This is a genomic window from Mesorhizobium sp. B2-4-1, from assembly GCF_006442185.1.
Classification (GTDB): Bacteria; Pseudomonadota; Alphaproteobacteria; order Rhizobiales; family Rhizobiaceae; genus Mesorhizobium.
The window spans coordinates 1-19,868 of record NZ_VFVN01000022.1 but is presented as its reverse complement, the minus strand read 5'-3'; the positions used below and the strand labels follow the sequence as shown (position 1 = coordinate 19,868).

General features: G+C 62.9%; 16 protein-coding genes. 3 read left to right on the top strand and 13 right to left on the bottom strand.

What is annotated here, in order from left to right:
* Positions 1-14: 14 nt before the first annotated feature.
* The 6 genes from FJ949_RS29850 to FJ949_RS29820 all read right to left on the bottom strand — a co-directional run bounded on the left by FJ949_RS29850 (position 15) and on the right by FJ949_RS29820 (position 7,191).
* On the bottom strand, positions 15-1,292 hold the full coding sequence (locus tag FJ949_RS29850) for a sugar ABC transporter substrate-binding protein (protein ID WP_140501548.1): 1,278 nt from the start codon (positions 1,290-1,292) through the stop codon (positions 15-17).
* Positions 1,293-1,321: 29 nt separating this feature from the next.
* On the bottom strand, positions 1,322-2,509 hold the full coding sequence (locus tag FJ949_RS29845) for a PLP-dependent transferase (RefSeq protein ID WP_140501546.1): 1,188 nt from the start codon (positions 2,507-2,509) through the stop codon (positions 1,322-1,324).
* On the bottom strand, positions 2,506-3,240 hold the full coding sequence (locus FJ949_RS29840) for a FadR/GntR family transcriptional regulator (RefSeq protein ID WP_140501544.1): 735 nt from the start codon (positions 3,238-3,240) through the stop codon (positions 2,506-2,508). The genes FJ949_RS29845 and FJ949_RS29840 overlap by 4 nt, the downstream gene beginning before the upstream one ends.
* Before the next feature lie 150 nt (positions 3,241-3,390).
* Entirely contained in the window at positions 3,391-4,884 is a 1,494-nt protein-coding gene (locus FJ949_RS29835; RefSeq protein ID WP_140501542.1) for an FAD-dependent monooxygenase, read from the bottom strand.
* A gap of 528 nt (positions 4,885-5,412) precedes the next feature.
* Positions 5,413-6,786: a PleD family two-component system response regulator gene (locus FJ949_RS29825; RefSeq protein ID WP_140501540.1), complete on the bottom strand. Its 1,374-nt coding sequence runs from the start codon at positions 6,784-6,786 to the stop codon at positions 5,413-5,415.
* Between the two features lie 33 nt (positions 6,787-6,819).
* Positions 6,820-7,191, bottom strand: coding sequence for a response regulator (locus FJ949_RS29820; RefSeq protein ID WP_140501538.1), 372 nt, complete (start codon positions 7,189-7,191; stop codon positions 6,820-6,822).
* A gap of 236 nt (positions 7,192-7,427) precedes the next feature.
* Here FJ949_RS29820 and FJ949_RS29815 point away from each other — a divergent pair, with 236 nt between their 5' ends.
* Entirely contained in the window at positions 7,428-7,727 is a 300-nt protein-coding gene (locus tag FJ949_RS29815; protein ID WP_140501536.1) for a DUF3572 domain-containing protein, read from the top strand.
* 146 nt (positions 7,728-7,873) lie between these two features.
* Here the strand turns inward: FJ949_RS29815 and FJ949_RS29810 are convergent, their stop codons facing one another.
* Both FJ949_RS29810 and FJ949_RS29805 read right to left on the bottom strand, forming a co-directional pair.
* Positions 7,874-9,376, bottom strand: a complete 1,503-nt coding sequence (locus FJ949_RS29810; protein WP_140501574.1) for a hypothetical protein — start codon at positions 9,374-9,376, stop codon at positions 7,874-7,876.
* A gap of 94 nt (positions 9,377-9,470) precedes the next feature.
* Positions 9,471-10,061, bottom strand: a complete 591-nt coding sequence (locus tag FJ949_RS29805; protein WP_140501533.1) for a GNAT family N-acetyltransferase — start codon at positions 10,059-10,061, stop codon at positions 9,471-9,473.
* Between the two features lie 65 nt (positions 10,062-10,126).
* Between FJ949_RS29805 and FJ949_RS29800 the strand changes: the two genes are divergently transcribed.
* Positions 10,127-11,455, top strand: a complete 1,329-nt coding sequence (locus FJ949_RS29800) for a DNA polymerase IV (protein WP_140501531.1) — start codon at positions 10,127-10,129, stop codon at positions 11,453-11,455.
* A gap of 23 nt (positions 11,456-11,478) precedes the next feature.
* Here the strand turns inward: FJ949_RS29800 and FJ949_RS29795 are convergent, their stop codons facing one another.
* Positions 11,479-11,985: a hypothetical protein gene (locus tag FJ949_RS29795; RefSeq protein ID WP_140501529.1), complete on the bottom strand. Its 507-nt coding sequence runs from the start codon at positions 11,983-11,985 to the stop codon at positions 11,479-11,481.
* A 179-nt stretch (positions 11,986-12,164) separates the two neighbouring features.
* Between FJ949_RS29795 and FJ949_RS29790 the strand changes: the two genes are divergently transcribed.
* Positions 12,165-13,046 carry a DMT family transporter gene (locus FJ949_RS29790; protein ID WP_140501527.1) on the top strand — a complete coding sequence of 294 codons (882 nt, stop codon included), beginning with the start codon at positions 12,165-12,167 and terminating at the stop codon, positions 13,044-13,046.
* 17 nt (positions 13,047-13,063) lie between these two features.
* Here FJ949_RS29790 and FJ949_RS29785 read toward each other — a convergent pair whose 3' ends face one another.
* The 4 genes from FJ949_RS29785 to FJ949_RS30490 form a co-directional block, all read right to left on the bottom strand.
* On the bottom strand, positions 13,064-13,867 hold the full coding sequence (locus FJ949_RS29785; RefSeq protein WP_140501525.1) for a potassium channel family protein: 804 nt from the start codon (positions 13,865-13,867) through the stop codon (positions 13,064-13,066).
* Positions 13,868-13,934: 67 nt separating this feature from the next.
* A complete protein-coding gene (gene dnaE, locus FJ949_RS29780) occupies positions 13,935-17,462 on the bottom strand; it encodes a DNA polymerase III subunit alpha (RefSeq protein WP_140501523.1) in 3,528 nt (1,175 codons plus the stop codon).
* Between the two features lie 113 nt (positions 17,463-17,575).
* A complete protein-coding gene (locus tag FJ949_RS29775; protein ID WP_140501521.1) occupies positions 17,576-19,588 on the bottom strand; it encodes an acetyl/propionyl/methylcrotonyl-CoA carboxylase subunit alpha in 2,013 nt (670 codons plus the stop codon).
* A 56-nt stretch (positions 19,589-19,644) separates the two neighbouring features.
* Positions 19,645-19,868: hypothetical protein (locus tag FJ949_RS30490; RefSeq protein WP_181173178.1), on the bottom strand; the 224-nt coding region annotated here is incomplete at its 5' end.

Sequence of the window (19,868 nt, the reverse complement as noted above, 5' to 3'; positions counted from 1 at the left end):
GAAGGAAGAAAAAACTATTTCTTGTTCTTCGCCATCCAGTCCTGCTGTTCCTTGGTCAGGAAGGCGGCCCATTGGTCGGCAACCTCCTTGGCCGCCTTTTGGCCCAGCAGCACTTCCTGGAAATTCTTGATCGCCACCTGGTCGACGAAATTGCCGAGGTTCTCCAGATGCGTCGGCGGCGTCACCATTTCATATTTGGCGCTGTCGCTGAGCTCCGTGAACCAGCCCTTGAACTGCTCGGTCTTGAAATGCGGATCCTGGTCGGCGCCGTTGTGGATCGGGACGACGCCGACTTCCTTGGCCCATTCCAGATTGTCCTTGGGCGAGAGCAGCGTCGCCATCAGCTTCCAGGTGTCGTCCTTGTGCTGCGAATTGGCGAACATTGCCCAGCCGGCATAGCCGAGCGTCGGATAGGACTTGCCGCTCGGCCCGACCGGCAGCGGCGCCACGGCGAAGTCGTCTGCGCTCATCTTGTCGGCTATACCCAGCAGCGCATCCGGATCCTGGTTGAGCATGGCGCAGGTGCCGGAATAGAAGCCGGTGACGGTTTCGTTGAAACCCCAGCTCACCGCGTCCTTGGGCGCCAGGCCCTGCTTGTACATGTCTGCCAGCATCTGCAGGCCCTTGACCGAGCCCTCCTCGTTTATGGTCGAGGTGCCGTCTTCGTTGAAGTAGCCGCCCTTGCCGGCGGCGATGTTCATGAACATGTGCATGCCGTTGAAGGCGCCGGGCCCGCCGCGCAGGCAGTAGCCGTATTTGCCGGGCAACGCCGAGATCTTCTTGGAATCGGCGACGAACTCGTCGAGCGTGGCCGGCGGGCCGTCGAGGCCGGCTTCCTTGAACAGCTTCTTGTTCCAGAACAACGCGTTCACATAGTAGCCGTAAGGGATCATGAACTGGGTGTTGTTGACGGTCGAGCCGAACTGCTTGGCGCGCTCGCCGAGCGTCTTGGCGTCGTCCCACTTGGCCATGTACGGGCCGAGATCCTCGAGCTGGGCATTGTTGGCGTAGAGGCCCATCCAACGTTCCGGCATCTCGACCACGTCGGGCGTATCGCCGGCCTGCACCATGGTCAGGAATTTCTCGAAGGCCTGGCCCCAGGGCAGCGAGACCAGCTCGACTTTGATGCCGGGATTGGCCTTTTCGAATTCGGCGATCTGCTTCTTCAGGAACTCCGTGCGCGGCGGGCTGGTGATGACTTCGACCATTTTCAGGGTCGAATCGGCCAGCGCGTTTCCGGCGGAAATCGCCAATCCCGCGGCTGTGGCAAGCATGACGGTCAGTTTTTTCATCTTCAAGACTCCCATTTTGAAGCGGCTTGTTATTTTCTGGCTTTTTCGAAGGCCTGCGCCACGTCGGCCCACAGGTCCTCGACATTCTCCAATCCGACATTGAAGCGGATGGTTCGGGGGCTGACGCCGAAGCGCGCCATCGAATTCAGTCCCGGCGTCTGCTCCAGCGACGCCTTGGCGGGCACGACCAGGCTCTCATGGCCGCCCCAGCTCACGCCGATGCGGAAATATTTCAACGCATCCACGAAGACAGGGATGTCGATATCATCGGTGACCTCGAAGGAGAACAACCCCGCGTAACCAGCAAGCGTCGCCTTGCCCGGATGGTTCGAATAGGCGGGGTGGTTGACGCGCTCGACATTGCCGTGCGCCTTCAGCCGTTCGGCGATGGCAAGCCCGCTCTTCATGTGGTGCGGCAGGCGCAGCGGCAGCGTGCGCAGCCCGCGCAGCAAGAGCCAGGCCTCGAAGGGCGAAAGCTTGCCGCCGAGATAGGAATAGGTCTGCTCGTTGATGTGCTTGATGTGGGCGGCCGAGCCTGCCACCACGCCGGCGACCGTATCGCTATGGCCGCCGAGATATTTCGAAGCCGAATGCAGCACCAGATCGACGCCATGCGTGATCGGCTTCTGGAACACCGGTGTCGCCCAGGAATTGTCGATCGTGGTGACGATGCCCTGCTCCTTCGCCAGCCGGGTCAGGTGAGCCAAGTCCTGCAACTCGAACATCATCGAGGTCGGGCTCTCCAGATAGAGCAGCCTGGCGCCCGGAAGGGCCGCCGCCACCGCATCCGGATCGGAGCCGTCGACATAGTCGACCCTGATGTTGAGCCGCGGCAAAAGCCGCTCGAACAGCCGATAGGCATCACCATAGCAATTGCGCACCGCAACGATGCGCTCGCCGGCGCCGACGAAGGCGAGCACCGTGGCGCTGATCGCCGCCATGCCGCTGGAAAAGCCGCGCGCGGCCTCGGCGCCCTCGAGCGCGGCGACGCGTGCCTCGAACTCCATCACCGTCGGATTGTCGCCGCGCGAATAGATCGGCTGCTTCCGTTTGCCGGCAAAAGTATCCGCCATCTCGGCATAGTTGGCGAAGGTGAACAGCGATGTCTGGTAGATCGGCGGCACCACCGCCCCACCGGGGAAAGGTTCGTCATGCGCCAGAAGCGTCGCCGCCTCGGCAAGATAGTCGTGATCGAAACCTGAGGGATGCTCGTTCATGTCTGGCTCGAAAGTTTGAGTTTGGCGGCGCCGCGCTTGAGATCGTCCTCGACGGTGGCGATCAGCTTGAGCGCTTCGGCGCGGGCGCCGTGCGGGTCGCGCGCGGCGATGCGCTCGTAAATGGTCCGATGATAGGGAAAACTGGCGTGGCCGAAATCGCGCACGCCCAGCGGATGCTCCCAGAAGCGGTGGAACAATTCGTGCATGGCGGCGATGATCTGTTCGAACAGCGGGTTGCCGGAAACCCTGTAGATCGCCTGGTGGAACTCCCAGTCCTCTTCCGAAGACATGCCCTCGCGCGTGCGGAACGCCTGCTCCATGATGTCGAGCTTGCGCTCGATTTCGGCGATATCGGTCTGGCTCGCGCGTTCGGCGCAAAGGGCGGCGGCTTCCGCCTCCAGCGCGCGACGGATTTCAAGCGTCTGCATCAGGCTGGTGAAGTCGTTGCCGCCCGCAAGCGTCAGCGGCAGATGCAACATGTCCGGCGAAACGGCTGCCTTGAGATAGGTGCCGCTGCCTTGCCGGCGCTCGACCAGCCCGAGCCCTTCCCAGCGCGTCAGCGCCTCGCGCACCGTGTTGCGGCTGACCTTCAGCCGCTCGGCCAGGATGCGTTCCGTTGGCAGCCGCTCGCCCGGCTGGAGGGCCTCGGCACGAACAAAGCCTACCAACGCCTTCAGCACGGCGTCGTCACGCGCCGTCGTCTGAATAGGTGGCAGGCTGTTTTGATCCACGCGCGTTCCAAGTGGTCCGATGGTCCAACCAATTTCTGCACAGATGGTACCTCCTGTCAACGGGATGTCAGGAGACCTAGCACCGTAAAAGCTCGCAACGCATGACAAGCACGCGTTTGCGGGCGATGCGCCAGGCCGGCCTCGACCCTGCTACGCCACAGCAGCGGGCGGCCCGAACCAGGTGGTCAGCGCATCGGCCAGTCCCTGTTGGCTTCCGGAACCAACCCATGCCACGTACCCGTCGGGGCGGATCAGCACCGCGTCGGGCCCGGCGACGGCCCCGAGAACTGGCAGCTCCCAGTCGCCGTCGTACACGGCGTCGACCTGCTGGACCCGATCCGCCCACGGCTTGATGTCAAGTCTGCCGGGCGTGCCGAGGTTGATCAGCACCGGCCGGGCATGGTGCAGCAAGGTAAACAGCCGCACCGGCCCGCTGGCGGTGAGCAGATCGAGATCGGGCATTCGCCGCCCAAGCAACGGATGGCGCTCGCCCAAGCCGTAACGAACGTCCAGGCCGGACATTTCGGCCGCGATGCGTTTGCGAGGCTCGTCCATGCCGAGCAGTTCGGCAATGGTGTCGCCCAGAGCCTTGGTGCGGTCATCCATGCGCCGAAGCGCGACCTGTGCCATCGTGTTGCGCAACACACGGGCGGCGACCGGATGGCGCTCGGCATGGTAGCTGTCGAGCAGGCTGTCCGGTGATGCCCGTTTGACGACCTGGGCCAGCTTCCATCCCAGGTTGACCGCGTCCTGGACGCCGATGTTGAGGCCCTGTCCGCCCATTGGGGGATGGATATGCGCAGCGTCGCCGGCCAGCAGGACACGTCTGTCGCGGTAAGCGGCAGCCTGGCGCGTCATATCGGTGAAACGAGAGAGCCAGGTCGGACTGTGGACGCCGAAATCGGTGCCATAGATAACGGTGAGCGCCTCGCGGAGATCGTCCAATGTCGGTTCACCACCGATGATCAGTCGTTTCTCGGTCAGCACGATGCCCAACCGGTCGCCGTCCTCGATCTTGCCTATCGCATGGGTTCCGTGGGCGTCGCTGCGAAAGCCCAATGGCGGTTCTTCCGACATCTCGACCTCGGCGATCATCCAGCTCATCGTCGGATCCCATCCAGCGAATTCGATGCCCGCCGCCTTGCGGATCGTGCTGCGTCCACCGTCGCATCCGACGAGGTACTGCGCCTTCATCCGTCGGCCATCGGAAAGCCCCACATCCACGCCACTGTCGTCCTGCATGAAATCCGTGACTTCCTGTCCGCGATGGATCGGCACCCCCAATTCGCTGATCCAGTCGGCCAATATCCGCTCGATGTGGTTTTGCCGCAGCGCCAGCAGATAGTTGTGCCGGCTGGGAAAGTCGCTGATGTCCAAACGGATCATGTGGAAGCCGACGGTCGGGAAGCATTGCCCCTGGGAGAGGAACCGGTCGGCGATCCCGCGCTGGTCGAGCACCTCGATTGTGCGTGCGTGCAGGCCACCCGCGCGCAAGCCAATCAGCTGCTGGGTCGGGCGCCGCTCGACAATGGCGACGTCGATGCCCGCCAATGCGAGTTCGCCTGCCAGCATCAATCCTGTCGGGCCGCCCCCGGCGACAATCACCGCATGATTTCGACGCGATCCATCTGTCGGTGCACGCATTCCCGTCACTCCGCTCCTATTGGCTAGGGCCGCGGTTTTACGGGAGGAACCCGGGCTTGAAGCAAGCCCCTTGGGCGCCATATGTATGAAGTGAGGAGCAACGCCCTCCGCCGGATGGCAAGAGAGCGTGCGCCGCAGCTCTCCACATCGTGGCTCGCCTTTTACAGTCCAAATGCTGTCGATATCCTGTGCGCAAAAAGCTCCTGATATCCGGAGGTTGGCGCAGAATCCTGATGCTATTTTGAAAGGGGGCCGGTCGGCGTTTGGCAGCGGTACGAGGAGGCCACTATGTGCCAGCGCCGGCCGGCCGACCCCACGGACCCAGGAGATGCGGCGGACCTGAGCATCATGGGGTATTTTTTGATCGACCCGGCTGTCTGTCCTCGTGCCGGCGTCGCTCTGTCTGTGGCCGCACATTTGCGCAAGAGCTTATGAAAATCAACAGTTTCTTAACCAAGCCTCGTGAATCGCTTGGATTAAGGTAAATGGGTAACCTTGCCGGATTGACGGATACTCTTACCCGGTCCGTCAGGCAGCCTTGGCGACGACGCGGTTGCGGCCACCGCTCTTGGCTTCATAGAGCGCCAGATCGGCGCGTTTCATCAGCGCCGCCACCGTATCCACCCCCTTCAGCACCGACGACACGCCGACGCTGACGGTGACCTCGATGGCCTTGCCGTCAGGCCCGATGACGAACGGCATCTGGGCGATTTCGGCGCGGATGCGTTCGGCCACCTTTTCGGCGATCGCTCCATCGGTGTCAGGCATGACCACTACGAACTCCTCACCGCCGAACCGGCAGGCCAGATCGATGCCGCGCACGTTCTTGCGCAGCCGCCGCGCGAATTCCCGCAGCACCTCGTCGCCACCGTCATGGCCGTGCGTGTCGTTAATCGACTTGAAGCGATCGAGGTCGGTGATCATCACCGACAGCGGCCGACGCCGCGCCACGGCGCGGTCGAACAGCGTCTGGAGATGGCTGTCGAGATAGCGGCGGTTGTGCAGCCCGGTCAGCCCGTCGGTCACCGCCATTTCGATCGTCTGCGTCACGCTGGCGCGCAATTGGTCGTTGTAGCGCTTGCGGCGCACCTGGGTGCGCAACCGCGCCGTCAGTTCCTGCTGGTCGATCGGCCGCATCAGATAGTCGTTGATGCCGAGTTCGAGGCCGCGGATGATGCGCTCCTCCTCGCCCTCCTCCGCCAGCAGGATGATCGGCAGGAAGCGTGTGCGATCGAGCGAGCGCAGTTGCGAGCAGAGCCGAAGCGGATCGAAATCGGCGAAGCTCGTCGAGATCATCACGCATTCATAGGGCGTCTCCGCCGCCTGGAAGAAGCCGGCATGCGGATCGCTGGCGACATCCAGGTCAGCACAGTCGCGCAGCATCTTCTGGACGCGCTCGATCGACGATTTGCGCTCATCGATCAGAAGCACTTTCGGCGTCGTGTCCTCGGAGGCGAAATGGCGGCTGAGCAACTCTTCGATGCCGATGTTGCGCGTGGTCGAGGCGCGCAGCCGCAACTCGTCGGTCAGCGACTTCAGCCTGACGAGGCTCTTGACGCGCGTCATCAGTTGCAGGTCGTTGACGGGTTTGGTCAGGAAATCGTCGGCGCCGACCTCAAGCCCGCGCACCCTGTCGGAAACCTGGTCGAGTGCGGTGATCATTACCACTGGAATATGCGACGTCGCCGGATCGCTCTTCAGGCGGCGGCAGACCTCGAAGCCGTCCATGTCCGGCATCATGACGTCGAGCAGCACGACGTCGACCTTGCCGTTCTCGCAGGTCTCGATCGCATCCGGGCCGTTGGTGGCGGTCAACACCTCGAAATATTCGGCCAGCAGCCGAACCTCCAGCAGCCTGACATTGGCAGGGATGTCGTCGACGACGAGAATCCGAGCGGTCATTTCACAAGGCTCCGGCTTTGGCGGCAAGGTGCATCAGGAATCACCCAGGTAAGACTTGATGGTTTCGATGAAGCGCGGCACCGAGATCGGCTTGGAGATATAAGCCTCGCAGCCGCCCTGGCGGATGCGCTCCTCGTCGCCCTTCATCGCGAAGGCGGTGACGGCAATGACCGGGATGACGTGCAGGTCGTCGTCTTCCTTCAGCCATTTCGTCACCTCCAGCCCAGACACTTCAGGCAACTGGATGTCCATCAAAATGAGATCCGGCCGGTGCTGACGCGCCAGATCGAGCGCTTCCAGACCGTTGCGGGTGCGAACTGTCTCGTAACCGCTTGCTTCGATGAGGTCCCGAAAGAGCTTCATGTTGAGCTCATTGTCCTCGACGATCATGACCTTCTTAGGCATCGATATCCCGTCCCGGCCGCTGTTTCGCTCGAACGCGGCCGTTATGCGCCCTTCCGGGACGCACCAAACCCTGGTCGACTCTACGGCAATATGATTGACGAAACGGAAACCTGCGGCGAGAAAAGCTGCTCCGTTTCCACCTCGGGTCCCGCACTGAAGAGGTAACGACTTGCCGCAAGCGACGCTTGCCATTACTGCGGAAGAGACTCACATTCCGCATACCCTGAAAGGTAGTGATGGCAAACGCAGCGTCAATGCGCGAAGAGGCCGAAACCATTGCCGTGAAGGCTCTGGCCTTCGTCGCCTCTGATCCCGAACTGCTGCCTCGCTTCCTGGCGATCACCGGCATCGAGGCGCATTCGATCCGCAAAGCTGCCGGCGAGCCGGGATTTCTGGCCGGTGTGCTGCAGTTCGTTCTCGCCCACGAACCCACATTGCTGCGTTTTGCTGAGGAAACCGGCACGCCACCGGCCTCCGTCGGCAAGGCGTTGCGCGCGCTGCCGCTGGGCGACGATAACCACGAGCATTCCATATGAGTGACGATCCCAAGGCGGCGCCCCGATCGCCAGGTCGAGCGAAGTCTGACTCTTGTCGCCCGGTTTGAGCGACAAGCATAAAACGAAGGCTTGAGGCGCGTCGCGCCAATCCGTTCGAAGGCGACGCGCTTTGGTGAGCCGAGTGGCTACGGTGTCGGATCCGCCTGGTCCGTCTCGTCGCCGCCATCGTCAATGCTGTCGTCCTCGGCAGGATCGGCCGGCTTCAGCATGACGCCATTGACAATGACCGAACCGTCCGGCTTGGCGTTGACGACCCATTCCATGCGGCCGTCCGTCAAGGTCTTGCCGAACCCTTTCACCATCAGGGCCACAGGCACGTACTGCGCCACCTCCGGTTCCGATTTCGCCGCTTCCTGCAAGCCCTCGACGATCTTGTCGAAGCCGGCCACGTCCACCGTCACATTGGCTTCCGGCTTCTCGCCAGGAAAAGTCATTTCGCCTTCCAAGGCGATTTCGGTATCCTTGTTCTTGATGGTGCTATGGCCAATGACGACCTTCGGCGTCTTGGCCATGAAGTCGGTTTTGAGCTGCTCTCCAAATTCGGCCGACAGCGGCGGGTTCTTGTTAAGATCAAAGGCTTCGATTGCCTTCTTCGCCATGCTGTCGAGATCGATATTGGCGCCGCCGAAGTTCAGGTCGATATCGGTCGGCAGCAGCGCTATGCTCCAGTTCGGCAGAAGCTGCTGCGGCACGGTCAACCCAGATGCCTTGATCCCGTAGCCGATCGTACCGCTCTGGGCGACGCCATCCATTCCGAAGGCGGTGCTGAGCTGCGCCGCACCGAACGTGCCGACCGGGCTCTCGACCGCGAAATTCTTGAACCCGTATGTCCCGTCGATGCGCTCCCACACAGGAAGCGCGGCGAGCAGAAGCGATTTGAGCTGCGCCTGGTTGGCTTTCAGCGTGGCTTCATTCTCATTGGCGACGGCAAATGCCAGGAGATCGAGCAGCGGCTTGGTCTGCACGCCCTTGCCTTTGGCATCCACCGACAGTTCCGGTGATTTGACGGTGACCGGGAATTTCAGTCCGCTTTCGGGATCGTCGAATTTGATCGCCTCGACAAAGTTCGACACTTTTTGCGACAACGCGAAATCGACCCCGCCATTGGCAGCCTTGGTGGCGGCCATGGTCGCGGTGCCGCCGTCGGCGCTGACTTCCATGTGCTGCTTGGCATCTTGCGACACCATCGTCATGCCCGCCATCGAACTGGTGCCGCTGGTAAAGGCCGCCAGATTGGGGTCGTAGACACCGGAACCCTTGCCGTCCTTGATAGAAAATTGCGTGCTCTGCAGCCCCTGCGGCCCGTTGAACTCGAAGGAGGCGCTGTGCGAAAGATCCATCGAGACATCCCAGGTCCCGTCGCTGCGCGGCTTGACCAGCAGGGCGTAGGGCGCAAAGTCGAATTTCAACAGCTTCTGGTCGGGCAAGGTGCCGGCGAGCGCCTTGAAATCGAACATGATCTTGTAGGCGCCGCCTTCGACCGAGACCTTCAGGATGCCCTTGTCGAGGGCCTGTTTGCCGACATAGCGGGACAGGTTCTCGGATAGCTGCTTCGCACCCTGGCTGTCGACGCTCTGGCCGAAAGCGGGCGCGCTGAGCAGAAGCGCGGTAAAGGCGATTGGCAACATCCGGTTCACGTAGAATTCTCCGTTTGGTCGAAAAGGCAAAATCGTCTCCTACTTCTGGTAGGGAAAGACCGTCACAACTGCAAGACGGCGAAGTTCAGGCGCTCGGCTCCAGCACCAGCCGCATCAACGGCCGGCCCGCCTTGCGTTCCAGGAGCCGCCGCTCGAACCCGGCCTTCTCGAACACGCGCGACGAGCCCACGAACAGCCCGATGGAGCGTGAATCCTTCGACAGGTCTATCGGGCAGGCTTCCACCATTCGCGCGCCGTTCCTGCGGGCGAAATCGATGCCGCCTTCGACCAGGCGATGGCTGATGCCCCGGCCCCGTGCCTTGGCGCGGATGAAGAAACAGGAAATTGCCCAGACGCTCGGATCCGATGCGTCCGCGGGATCGACCGGAGCCGAGCCCCGGCCCCGGTTGTTCCACTCGGGCACGTCGGCGCGCGGCCCGATCTGCATCCAGCCGACTGCCTTGCCGTCCTCGAACGCCAGCATGCCCGGTGGCGGGCCTGCTTCGATGCGCGCCCTGATGTGGTCTTTGTTGCGTTCGCGGCTGCTTTCGCGACGAGCCGCCGGCGCCAGCCGGAAATGCGTGCACCAGCAGCCGTAGCAGGCGCCCTGCTTGCCGAAGAGATCTTCGAATTCAGGCCAGAGCTCAGGCGCCAGCGGCACTATGGTCGTGCTCATGCGTTCTCCCCAGGCCAAGCTTGTCGCTAGCCTTGCACTGTCGTACCATTGTGTTTGTTCTCTTTATGTTCGCAGCGATGGCGGCTCCTGTCAATAATCCTGATCACGGTTTCTGCCGCGACTGCCTGGCCTTTCAGCGCGGCGACGCCAGGCGCTGCGAGCGATGCGGCAGCCCCAGGCTTGCCCGTCATCCCGAGCTGTACCGGCTGCATCTGGCCCATATCGACTGCGACGCTTTCTATGCGGCAATCGAAAAACGCGACAACCCGGCGCTGAAGGACAAGCCGCTGATCATCGGCGGCGGCAAGCGCGGCGTCGTCTCCACCGCCTGCTACATCGCCCGGATAAGGGGCGTGCGTTCCGCCATGCCCATGTTCAAGGCGCTCGAGGCTTGCCCCGAAGCGGTGGTTATCCCGCCCAATATGGAAAAGTACGTGGTCGTCGGGCGCGAGGTGCGCGCCATGATGCAGGCGCTGACGCCGCTGGTCGAGCCGCTCTCGATCGACGAGGCGTTTCTCGACCTTGCCGGAACCGAACGGCTGCACGGCCTGCCGCCGGCGGTGGTGCTGGCCCGTTTCGCGCTGGCCGTCGAGAAGGAGATCGGCATCACCGTTTCGTCAGGTCTGTCCTACTGCAAGTTCCTGGCTAAGGTGGCGTCGGATTTCCGCAAACCGCGCGGCTTCTCGGTCATCGGCGAAGCGGAAGCCGTGGGTTTCCTCGCCGCACAGCCGGTGAGCATGATCTGGGGGGTCGGCAAGGCATTCAACGCCGCGCTCGAACAGGACGGCATCCGCACCATCGGCCAGCTCCAGAAGATGGACCGTGGCGACCTCATGCGCCGCTATGGCGTGATGGGCGACCGGCTTTACCGGCTCTCGCGCGGCGAGGACGTCCGCCGCGTCGATCCCGACCAGGACGCCAAGAGCGTATCGGCCGAAACCACTTTCGACACCGATATCGCTTCGCTGGACGAGCTGGTCTCGGTGCTGCGGGGCCTTTCGGAAAAGGTCTCGGCGCGGCTGAAGAAATCCGGCATCGCCGGGCGCACGGTGGTGCTCAAGCTGAAGACGCAGGATTTCAAGATCCGCACCCGCAACCGCCAGCTCGGCGACCCGACCCGGCTCGCCGACCGTATCTTTTCGACCGGGGTCGAGCTGCTGCGCAAGGAAACCGACGGCACCAAATACCGGCTGCTCGGCATAGGCGTCAGCGATCTTTCCGCCGATGACAAGGCCGATCCGCCCGATCTGGTCGATGTCCAGTCGCGAAAGCGGGCCATGGCCGAAGGCGCCATCGACTCACTGCGCGACAAGTTCGGCCGCAAGGCGGTGGAAACCGGCTATACGTTCGGCAAAGGCCGCGACACCCACCCGCCAGAGCCGCTGGAAGACTGATGCTGGATATCAGCTGTCGAGATTTAGGTGCGCTGCAGATCGATCCTGCTTGTCACCATGCTCTTGCCGGTTTTCGGGTCAGTGTCGATCACCGTCAGCCGCATGCCGTTCTCGCCTCGTTTCTCGACCTTCATCTGCGCCTTTCGGTCACCATTGACCTCCTTGGCCCAACGGATGCCGAGATTGATCGCGTTGCCCGAACGGGTGCCGTTCAATTGCGCAGGCCCGGTACGAGACCCGACATAAGTGCCGCTATATTTCGCTCCGGCAGTCCTCAGGTCCGCGCTGATGGCGCGCGTCACCACGATAAGCCCTCGGCAATTGCCATCGAGCGACAATGAGGTCGACGTCGCGTTTGACCTGAACGTGCAGGACACATTCACCGTCGGCGCGTCGGTAGTCACCTTGACGATGCCCTTGCCGGTGAAATTGCCCTTGAACGACTGGAGAAATCTGGACTCGTCGGCATGTGCCGCGCCTGCCGTGACCAACAGGCAGCCAGCAAGCGCAAATTGCGCAAATGATCTCATCGAAATTCTCCTATCGACATTGAAAGGCACCTGCGAAGCACTTCCGATATTCGGAACTCAACGCCCCCTGCCGTGCCAGGTTCCGCCTTCAACATGACTGTTTTGCAACATCCGGCTGGCCCAGAAGAATGCGGCTGCTAGCGGTTGCGGCAAAAGCCACGGCCTGCGACATAGCGGAAATGGCACCCACCCCTTCCATCCCCAAGGCCGCGTTCTGGATGGCGCTGTCGATCGCCTCGTTCCTGGCGATGTCGGTCGCGGGCCGCGCCACCACGGCCGAGCTCAACGTTTTCCAGGTGCTGGAGCTGCGCTCGGTGATCGGCTTTTTCATCCTGCTGCCGCTGGTCATGCAAAATGGCGGCTTTGCCGCCATGCGCACTGGGCGCCCCCTCGCCCATGTCACGCGCAACGTGGTTCACTATACCGGCCAGGCGGCGTGGCTCTACGCCCTGACGCTGATCCCTTTGGCGGTGCTGATCTCGATCGAATTCACGACGCCGATCTGGACGGCGATCCTTGCGGTCACCTTTCTCGGCGAAAGGCTCACCCGGCCGAAGCTCGGCGCCGTGGCGCTCGGGCTGATCGGTGTCGTGATCATCGTGCGCCCAGGCGTCGGCTCGGTCGATCCGGGACATCTGGTCGTGCTGGGCGCGGCAATGTGCTTCGGCATCTCGCTGGTCCTGGTCAAGTCGCTGACGCGGACCGACAGCGTTGTGCGAATCATCTTCTGGATGTTGATCATCCAGTCGGTGCTCGGCCTGGTCCCGGCGCTCTACGAATGGCGCAACCCGTCGCTCGAGCTGTGGCCGTGGATTCTGCTGATCGCCTTCACCGGCATGTCGTCGCATTTCTGCATGGCCTGGGCGCTGAGCTACGCCGATGCCACCGTCATTTCGCCGATGGATTTCCTGCGCGTGCCGCTGTCGGCATTGATCGGCTGGCTGCTCTACCAGGAGCAGATCGACGCCTTCACCGCAGGCGGGGCATTGCTGATCCTGATGGGCAATATGCTCAACCTGCAGCGCCGGCAGCCAAAGCCGGCGCAAGCGGCGGCATCGTAGCGCGCCTCAATCGCCCCTCAATCACCGCTGTCGGGTATGTTGAGGAGGTGGCCGCAGGCCTTGCAGTGAACGGCGTCCGGCTCGTGCCGTTGCAGGCCGCATTGCGGACAGGGAAAGAACACCTTGGCCGGTCGGAAGATCGCCTGCGCCAGCCTGACGAACAGCGATATGCCGATGATCATGGTCACGATCGCCGTCAGTTTCCCCGCCATTCCCGGCAGCACGATGTCGCCGAACCCGGTCGTGGTCACCGTCGCGACGGTGAAGTAAAGCGCGTCGATGTAGCTTTCCAGCCCCGCTCCGCTGCGGAAGAAGAAAGTGTAGACGAAACCGGTGATCACGAAGAGGAACGTCAAGAGATTGATCACCGCGTGGCTCGCTTCGCGCCAGGGCCGCAGGCCCTGCATCTCGAAATGCCGCCAGAGCGAACCGCTGCGCGACAGCGACCACAGCCGCAGAATGCGCAGAAAGCCGAGATTGGCGAGCGCCGTCGGCATCAGCAGCGTCAAAAGGATGAAAATGTCCACCCAGGAGGTCGGCTGCTTCATCAGCCGCAGCATGTCGTTCGAGGCAAGCAGCCTGGCAACCAGGTCGGCGGCGACCAGAGCCGCCACCGCATAGTCGAGCCACAGGAATGAGGCCGACTGCTGGATGACGGGCGTGGCGATGAAGAAGGCAATGATGGCCAGGTCGATGATGACCGCAACCAGCTGAAACCGAAAAGCCGCCGGCGTGCGGCCGTGGTAGAGCTTGCGCAGCGTGTCGCGCAGCCACGCCATTGTGGAACGGTCCTGCAATCCGTCGCTGTCTTTCGTCTTCATGGCAATTGCGGTGACTTGAGCGGCGGATGCCGCCCGGCGGATTGCCACCAGTCCCCGTAAGTGGCGATCACACCAGCTCCACTTCGACCACGCCTGGCACGGCGCGCATCGCCGAGGCGATTTGCGGCGAGACGCGGTAGCCCCCCTGCAGGGCAATCTCCACCTCGCCCTGCGCTTCTTCCTTGATAACGATGATGCTCACCTGACTTTCACCGCGCTGGGTAAGCTGCGACTGAATGATCGAGGCAGGCGCATCGTTTCTGACGAAGATGCGCAGCGCCTTCTGGATGCGGCTGGCCTCGTCCTCAAGCGACTGCACGGTCTGGATGCGCAGGTTGACGCCCTCCGGCCTGTCCTCCGCCGCCACGGTGATAACGACGGAGCGGCCCGGCTCCAGCATGTCGCGATACTGCGCCAGTCCTTCGGAAAACAGCACCGCCTCATACTGGCCGGACGTGTCCGAGAACTGCACCACGCCCATCTTGTTGCCGGTCCGCGTCTTGCGCTCCTGCTTGGTGGTCACGGTGCCGGCGAGGCGCCCTGCGGTGGCACCGCGCTTGACCGCGGCCGAAAACTCCGCCCAGTTCTGCACCCGCATCTTCTGCAGCGCCGCCTTGTACTCGTCCAGCGGATGGGCGGAGAGATAGAAACCGACCACCTGGAATTCGCGGTGCAGGCGGTCGGCGGCGAGCCACGGTTCCGTCACCGGCAGGTTGAGCGCCTGCGACTGCGCCCCGAGGGATGCGCCGAAGATATCGGCTTGACCGGAGACGGCGTTCTGCTGCGCCAGCGATGCCAGCCCCATCATCCGCTCGACGCCAGCCATCATCGCGGCGCGGTCATGGCCGAAACAGTCTAGCGCTCCGGCCATGATCAGGCTTTCGAAGACGCGCTTGCCGACGATTTTCGGATCGACCCTTTCGCAGAAATCGGCCAGGCTCTTGAACGGCTTCTCGCCGCGCATGGCGACGATATGCTCCACCGCCGCGTCGCCGACTCCCTTGAGCGCGGCCATCGAATAGTAGATGCGGTTCTCCCCGACCTCGAAGGGACGAAAGCTTGTCATCACGGACGGTGCCACCACCTCGATGCCGAGGCGCAGCGCATCCTGGCGGAAATCCGCGAGCTTGTCGGTGTTTCCCATGTCGAGCGTCATCGACGCCGCCAGGAACTCGACCGGATAATGCGCCTTGAGATAGGCGGTCTGGTACGAGACGACGGCGTATGCGGCCGCGTGCGACTTGTTGAAGCCGTAGTCGGCGAACTTGGCAAGCAGGTCGAAGATGAAGTCGGCCTGCGGCTTGGCCACGCCGCGCTCGACCGCGCCCGAGACGAAGCGCTCCCGCTGCTTGTCCATCTCGGCGCGGATCTTCTTGCCCATGGCGCGGCGCAAAAGGTCGGCTTCGCCCAGCGAATAGCCGGACAATTCCTGCGCGATCTGCATCACCTGTTCCTGGTAGACGATGACGCCTTGCGTCTCCTTCACCAGATGGTCGATCTTGGGATGGATCGACGCCATCTCCTCCTCGCCGTGCTTCCTGGCGTTGTAGGTCGGGATGTTCTCCATCGGCCCCGGCCGGTACAGCGCCACCAGCGCGATGATGTCCTCGATGCAGTCGGGCCGCATGCCGATCAGCGCCTTGCGCATGCCGGCACTTTCCACCTGGAACACGCCGACCACTTCGCCGCGCGACAGCATGGCATAGGTTTCGGGATCGTCGAGCGGGATCGTCGCAAGGTCGATGTCGACGCCGCGGCGGCGTATCAGCTTCACCGCCGTCTCCAGCACGGTCAGCGTCTTCAGGCCGAGAAAGTCGAACTTCACCAGCCCGGCCTGCTCGACATATTTCATGTTGAACTGGGTGACCGGCATGTCCGAACGAGGATCGCGGTACATCGGCACCAGCTCCGACAGCGGCCGGTCGCCGATGACGATGCCGGCGGCGTGCGTCGACGCGTGGCGATAAAGCCCTTCCAGCTTCTGTGCCATGTCGAGCAGCGTCTGGACGATCGGCTCCTTTTCGGCCTCCTCGGCAAAACGCGGCTCGTTGGCGATAGCGTCCGCCAGTTTCACCGGATTGGCCGGGTTCTGCGGCACCATCTTGGACAGCTTGTCGACCTGGCCGTAAGGCATCTGCAGCACGCGGCCGACGTCGCGCAGCACCGCGCGGGCTTGCAGCGTTCCAAAGGTGATGATCTGGCCGACCTGGTCGCGTCCATATTTCTGCTGGACATAGCGGATCACCTCTTCGCGGCGGTCCTGGCAGAAGTCGATGTCGAAATCGGGCATCGACACGCGGTCCGGATTGAGGAAGCGCTCGAACAGCAGCGAGAAACGCAGCGGATCGATGTCGGTGATGGTGGTGGAATAGGCGACCAGCGAGCCCGCACCCGAGCCGCGCCCCGGCCCGACTGGAATGCCTTGCGACTTGGCCCATTTGATGAAGTCGGCAACGATCAGGAAGTAGCCTGGGAATTTCATCTTCTCGATGATGCCGAGCTCGAACTCGAGCCTCTCGCGGTATTGCTCGACCGTATAGCCCGGCGTCGGTCCGTGCGCGGCAAGCCGGGCCTCCAGCCCTTCACGCGCCTGGCGGGCAAGTTCGGCGGCCTCGGCCTTCTCGGCTGCGTCCTTGTCCGACGCGTCGCCGCCGGTAAAGCGCGGCAGGATCGGGCTGCGGGTTTTCGGATAGTAGGAGCAGCGCAACGCGATCTCGACCGTGTTGTCGATCGCTTCCGGCAGATCGGCGAACAGTGCTGCCATCTCAGTCTGGCTACGCAGGAAGTTATCCGGTGAAAGCCGGCGGCGATTGTCCACGGCGACGACCGAGCCCTCCGCTATGGCGATCAGCGCATCATGCGCGTCATAATCGTCGCGCGAGGAGAAGAACGCCTCGTTGGTGGCGACGAGCGGTAATTCGTGGGCATAGGCGAGATCGATCGTGGAATGTTCTATCAGCCGGTCGTAACCGGAAACTCGTTCCAGTTCGACATAGAGCCGATCGCCGAACAGGGCTTTCAGGGTCGACAGCCGGGTCTCCGCGAGATCGCGTCGATCCTCCTTCAGAGCCGCGCCGATAGGGCCGCGGGGACCGCCGCTGAGGCAGATCAGCCCGTCGGTCTGGCCCTCCAGCATCTCGCTGGTCAGATGCACCGCCTCGCCGGGCGGCGTCTCCAGATAGACGCGGCTCACCAGCCTGACCAGATTGGAATAGCCGGCCTCGGTCGCCGCGATAAGCACGACTGGCCGCATCTCGGGCCCCTGCCGCCGGCGGTCGCGCTGGCCGTCGACATTCTCGCCGGAAAAGGCGAGCGCGATCTGGCAGCCGATGATCGGCTGGATGCCGTCCTTCACCGCCTTCTGCGCGAATTCGAGCGCGCCGAACAGATTGTTGGTGTCGGTGACCGCGATTGCCGGACACTCGTCCTTGACCGCATGGCCGACGATCTTGCCGAGTTGGAGCGCGCCTTCCAGCAGCGAATAGGCCGAATGCACGCGAAGATGCACGAAAGGACGCGCCGGCGCTTCGGGCGCCGCCGCCTTCACGGCCGCTTCGCGCAGCAAGGGGTCGCGTGGAAGTCTGTCATCCGCCATGGTTTTTCGCGTTTTCCGAAGGACTTGAGTCGATCAAGATGTATTGTCCGGCACCGGGCTGTGCCAGTCCAGCACAAACGAACATCGGCCACAGGCTTCCGGCCGCCCCCGCTTCAGGCGAATTCCATGATCACCGCGTCGACGGCCAGGCTGTCGCCCGGCTTGACGTTGAGTTTCGCCACCACGAGATCGCGCTCGGCGCGCAGCACGTTCTCCATCTTCATCGCCTCGACGACGGCCAGAGTCTCGCCGGCCTTGACCTCCTGGCCTTCGGCGACGGCGATCGAGACGACGAGGCCGGGCATGGGACATAGCAGCAGGTTGGACGTGTCGGGCTCCAGCTTTTCCGGCATCAGCCTTTCCAGCACGGCAATGCGCGGCAGCATGGCGCGCGCCGTCACCGAAAGCCCTTTCCAGGCGATGCGAAGGCCGTTTGGCGCCGGGCGCAGTTGCGCCACCATTTCGTGCCCGCCGACGCTGCCGCGCCAGACCAGTTCGCCCGGCCGCCAGGCCGACGAAACCGTCAGCGGCTTGCCGCCCTCGATGGACAAGTCGACTTCCATCGGAATGGAGATCATGCCCTCCAGGATGGACGCGGACAGATAGTCCTTGCCAATCTTCACCACCCAGTGACGCTTGAGTGCCCCCGAATGCGGCGCCAAGCGCCCGCCCAGCCGGTCGAGCCGGTCGCGGCGCAGCAATTCGACCACGGTGGCGACCGCCGCCAACACGGCCTTGTCGTCATGGTCGGGCAGGATCGGCGCAAAGCCGTCGGGATATTCCTCTGCGATGAATCCGGTCGAAATCCGCCCTTCCCGCCAGCGCGGATGCTGCATGAGCGCCGCCAGAAAAGGGATGTTGTGCTCGATGCCGTCGACGACAAAACTGTCCAACGCTTCGGACATCGCGTCGATTGCCTCCAGCCGGGTCGGCGCCCAGGTGCACAGCTTGGCAATCATCGGGTCGTAGAACATCGAAATCTCCGATCCCTCGGTGACGCCGGTGTCGTTGCGGATGACGACGTCGCCGACTTGCCCTTCCTGCGGCGGTCGATAGCGCGTCAGGCGGCCGATCGACGGCAGGAAGTTGCGATACGGATCCTCGGCATAGAGCCGGCTCTCCACCGCCCAGCCATTCAGTTTCACGTCGCTTTGCTTCAAGGCGAGCTTCTCGCCGGCGGCCACACGGATCATCTGCTCGACCAGATCGATACCGGTGACAAGCTCGGTCACCGGATGCTCGACCTGCAATCGTGTATTCATTTCAAGGAAATAGAAGTTTTTCTCAGCGTCGACGATGAATTCCACCGTGCCGGCGCTCTGGTAGTCGACGGCCCTGGCCAGCGCCACCGACTGCTCGCCCATGGCCTTGCGCGTCCTGGCATCGAGGAAAGGCGATGGCGCCTCCTCGGCCACCTTCTGGTTGCGGCGCTGGATCGAGCATTCGCGCTCGCCGAGATAGAGCGCGTTGCCATGCGCGTCGGCCAGCACCTGGATCTCGATGTGGCGTGGATCGACGATGAACTTCTCGATGAAGACGCGGTCGTCGCCGAACGAGCTCTTGGCCTCCGAGCGCGCGCGGTCGAAGCCGTCGCGCACCTCGGCCTGGTTCCAGGCGATGCGCATGCCCTTGCCGCCGCCACCGGCCGAGGCCTTGATCATCACGGGATAGCCGATCTCTCCGGCGATCTTCTCCGCGTGGTCGGCGTTCTCGATGACGCCGAGCCAGCCGGGAACCGTCGAAACATTGGCGGCGTTGGCGAATTTCTTCGATTCGATTTTGTCGCCCATCGCCTTGATGGCCTTCGGCTTCGGCCCGATGAAGACGATGCCGTCCTTCTCCAGCGCCTCGCAGAATGATGCACGCTCGGACAGGAAGCCATAGCCGGGATGCACGGCCTGAGCGCCGGTCGCCTTGCACGCCGCGATGATTTTCTCGGGCACGAGATAGCTCTGCGCGGCTGGCGACGGTCCGATATGCACCGCCTCGTCGGCCATCTCGACATGCACGGCATCGCGATCGGCGTCGGAATAGACAGCGACCGTGGCGATGCCCATCTTGCGCGCGGTCTTGATGACGCGACAGGCGATCTCGCCACGGTTGGCGATCAGGATTTTGGTGAACATGCGGGCAAATTCCCCTCCGGCGGACGGTCCAGTTCTATGGATTATGTCGCCATGTCTCAAGTACCGTGTGCGTGGGCGCGAACGCCTGCGGTCAAGGGTATGCTACCTGCGTCAAGAAAGCCGATATTTCGTCTCATCTGGCGGTTGATGAGCAGGCCAAAACCTGAAAGCCTGAGCGCAAAATTGCGTTGGAGGATTGCCAGATGAAAACCCGCGCCGCTGTTGCCGTTGCTGCCGGAAAGCCGCTTGAGATCATGGAGGTCGACCTCGACGGCCCGCG

Bases quoted from the DNA above. Each gene is read 5' to 3' on its own strand.
- FJ949_RS29805 (WP_140501533.1), bottom strand. From the start codon at position 10,061: ATGAGCACGACCATAGTGCCGCTGGCGCCTGAGCTCTGGCCTGAATTC.
- FJ949_RS29825 (WP_140501540.1), bottom strand. From the start codon at position 6,786: ATGACCGCTCGGATTCTCGTCGTCGACGACATCCCTGCCAATGTCAGG.
- FJ949_RS29835 (WP_140501542.1), bottom strand. From the start codon at position 4,884: ATGCGTGCACCGACAGATGGATCGCGTCGAAATCATGCGGTGATTGTC.
- FJ949_RS29795 (WP_140501529.1), bottom strand. From the start codon at position 11,985: ATGAGATCATTTGCGCAATTTGCGCTTGCTGGCTGCCTGTTGGTCACG.
- dnaE (WP_140501523.1), bottom strand. From the start codon at position 17,462: ATGGCGGATGACAGACTTCCACGCGACCCCTTGCTGCGCGAAGCGGCC.
- FJ949_RS29775 (WP_140501521.1), bottom strand. From the start codon at position 19,588: ATGTTCACCAAAATCCTGATCGCCAACCGTGGCGAGATCGCCTGTCGC.
- FJ949_RS29850 (WP_140501548.1), bottom strand. From the start codon at position 1,292: ATGAAAAAACTGACCGTCATGCTTGCCACAGCCGCGGGATTGGCGATT.
- FJ949_RS29820 (WP_140501538.1), bottom strand. From the start codon at position 7,191: ATGCCTAAGAAGGTCATGATCGTCGAGGACAATGAGCTCAACATGAAG.
- FJ949_RS29810 (WP_140501574.1), bottom strand. From the start codon at position 9,376: ATGTTGCCAATCGCCTTTACCGCGCTTCTGCTCAGCGCGCCCGCTTTC.
- FJ949_RS29790 (WP_140501527.1), top strand. From the start codon at position 12,165: ATGGCACCCACCCCTTCCATCCCCAAGGCCGCGTTCTGGATGGCGCTG.
- FJ949_RS29800 (WP_140501531.1), top strand. From the start codon at position 10,127: ATGTTCGCAGCGATGGCGGCTCCTGTCAATAATCCTGATCACGGTTTC.
- FJ949_RS29845 (WP_140501546.1), bottom strand. From the start codon at position 2,509: ATGAACGAGCATCCCTCAGGTTTCGATCACGACTATCTTGCCGAGGCG.
- FJ949_RS29815 (WP_140501536.1), top strand. From the start codon at position 7,428: ATGGCAAACGCAGCGTCAATGCGCGAAGAGGCCGAAACCATTGCCGTG.
- FJ949_RS29785 (WP_140501525.1), bottom strand. From the start codon at position 13,867: ATGAAGACGAAAGACAGCGACGGATTGCAGGACCGTTCCACAATGGCG.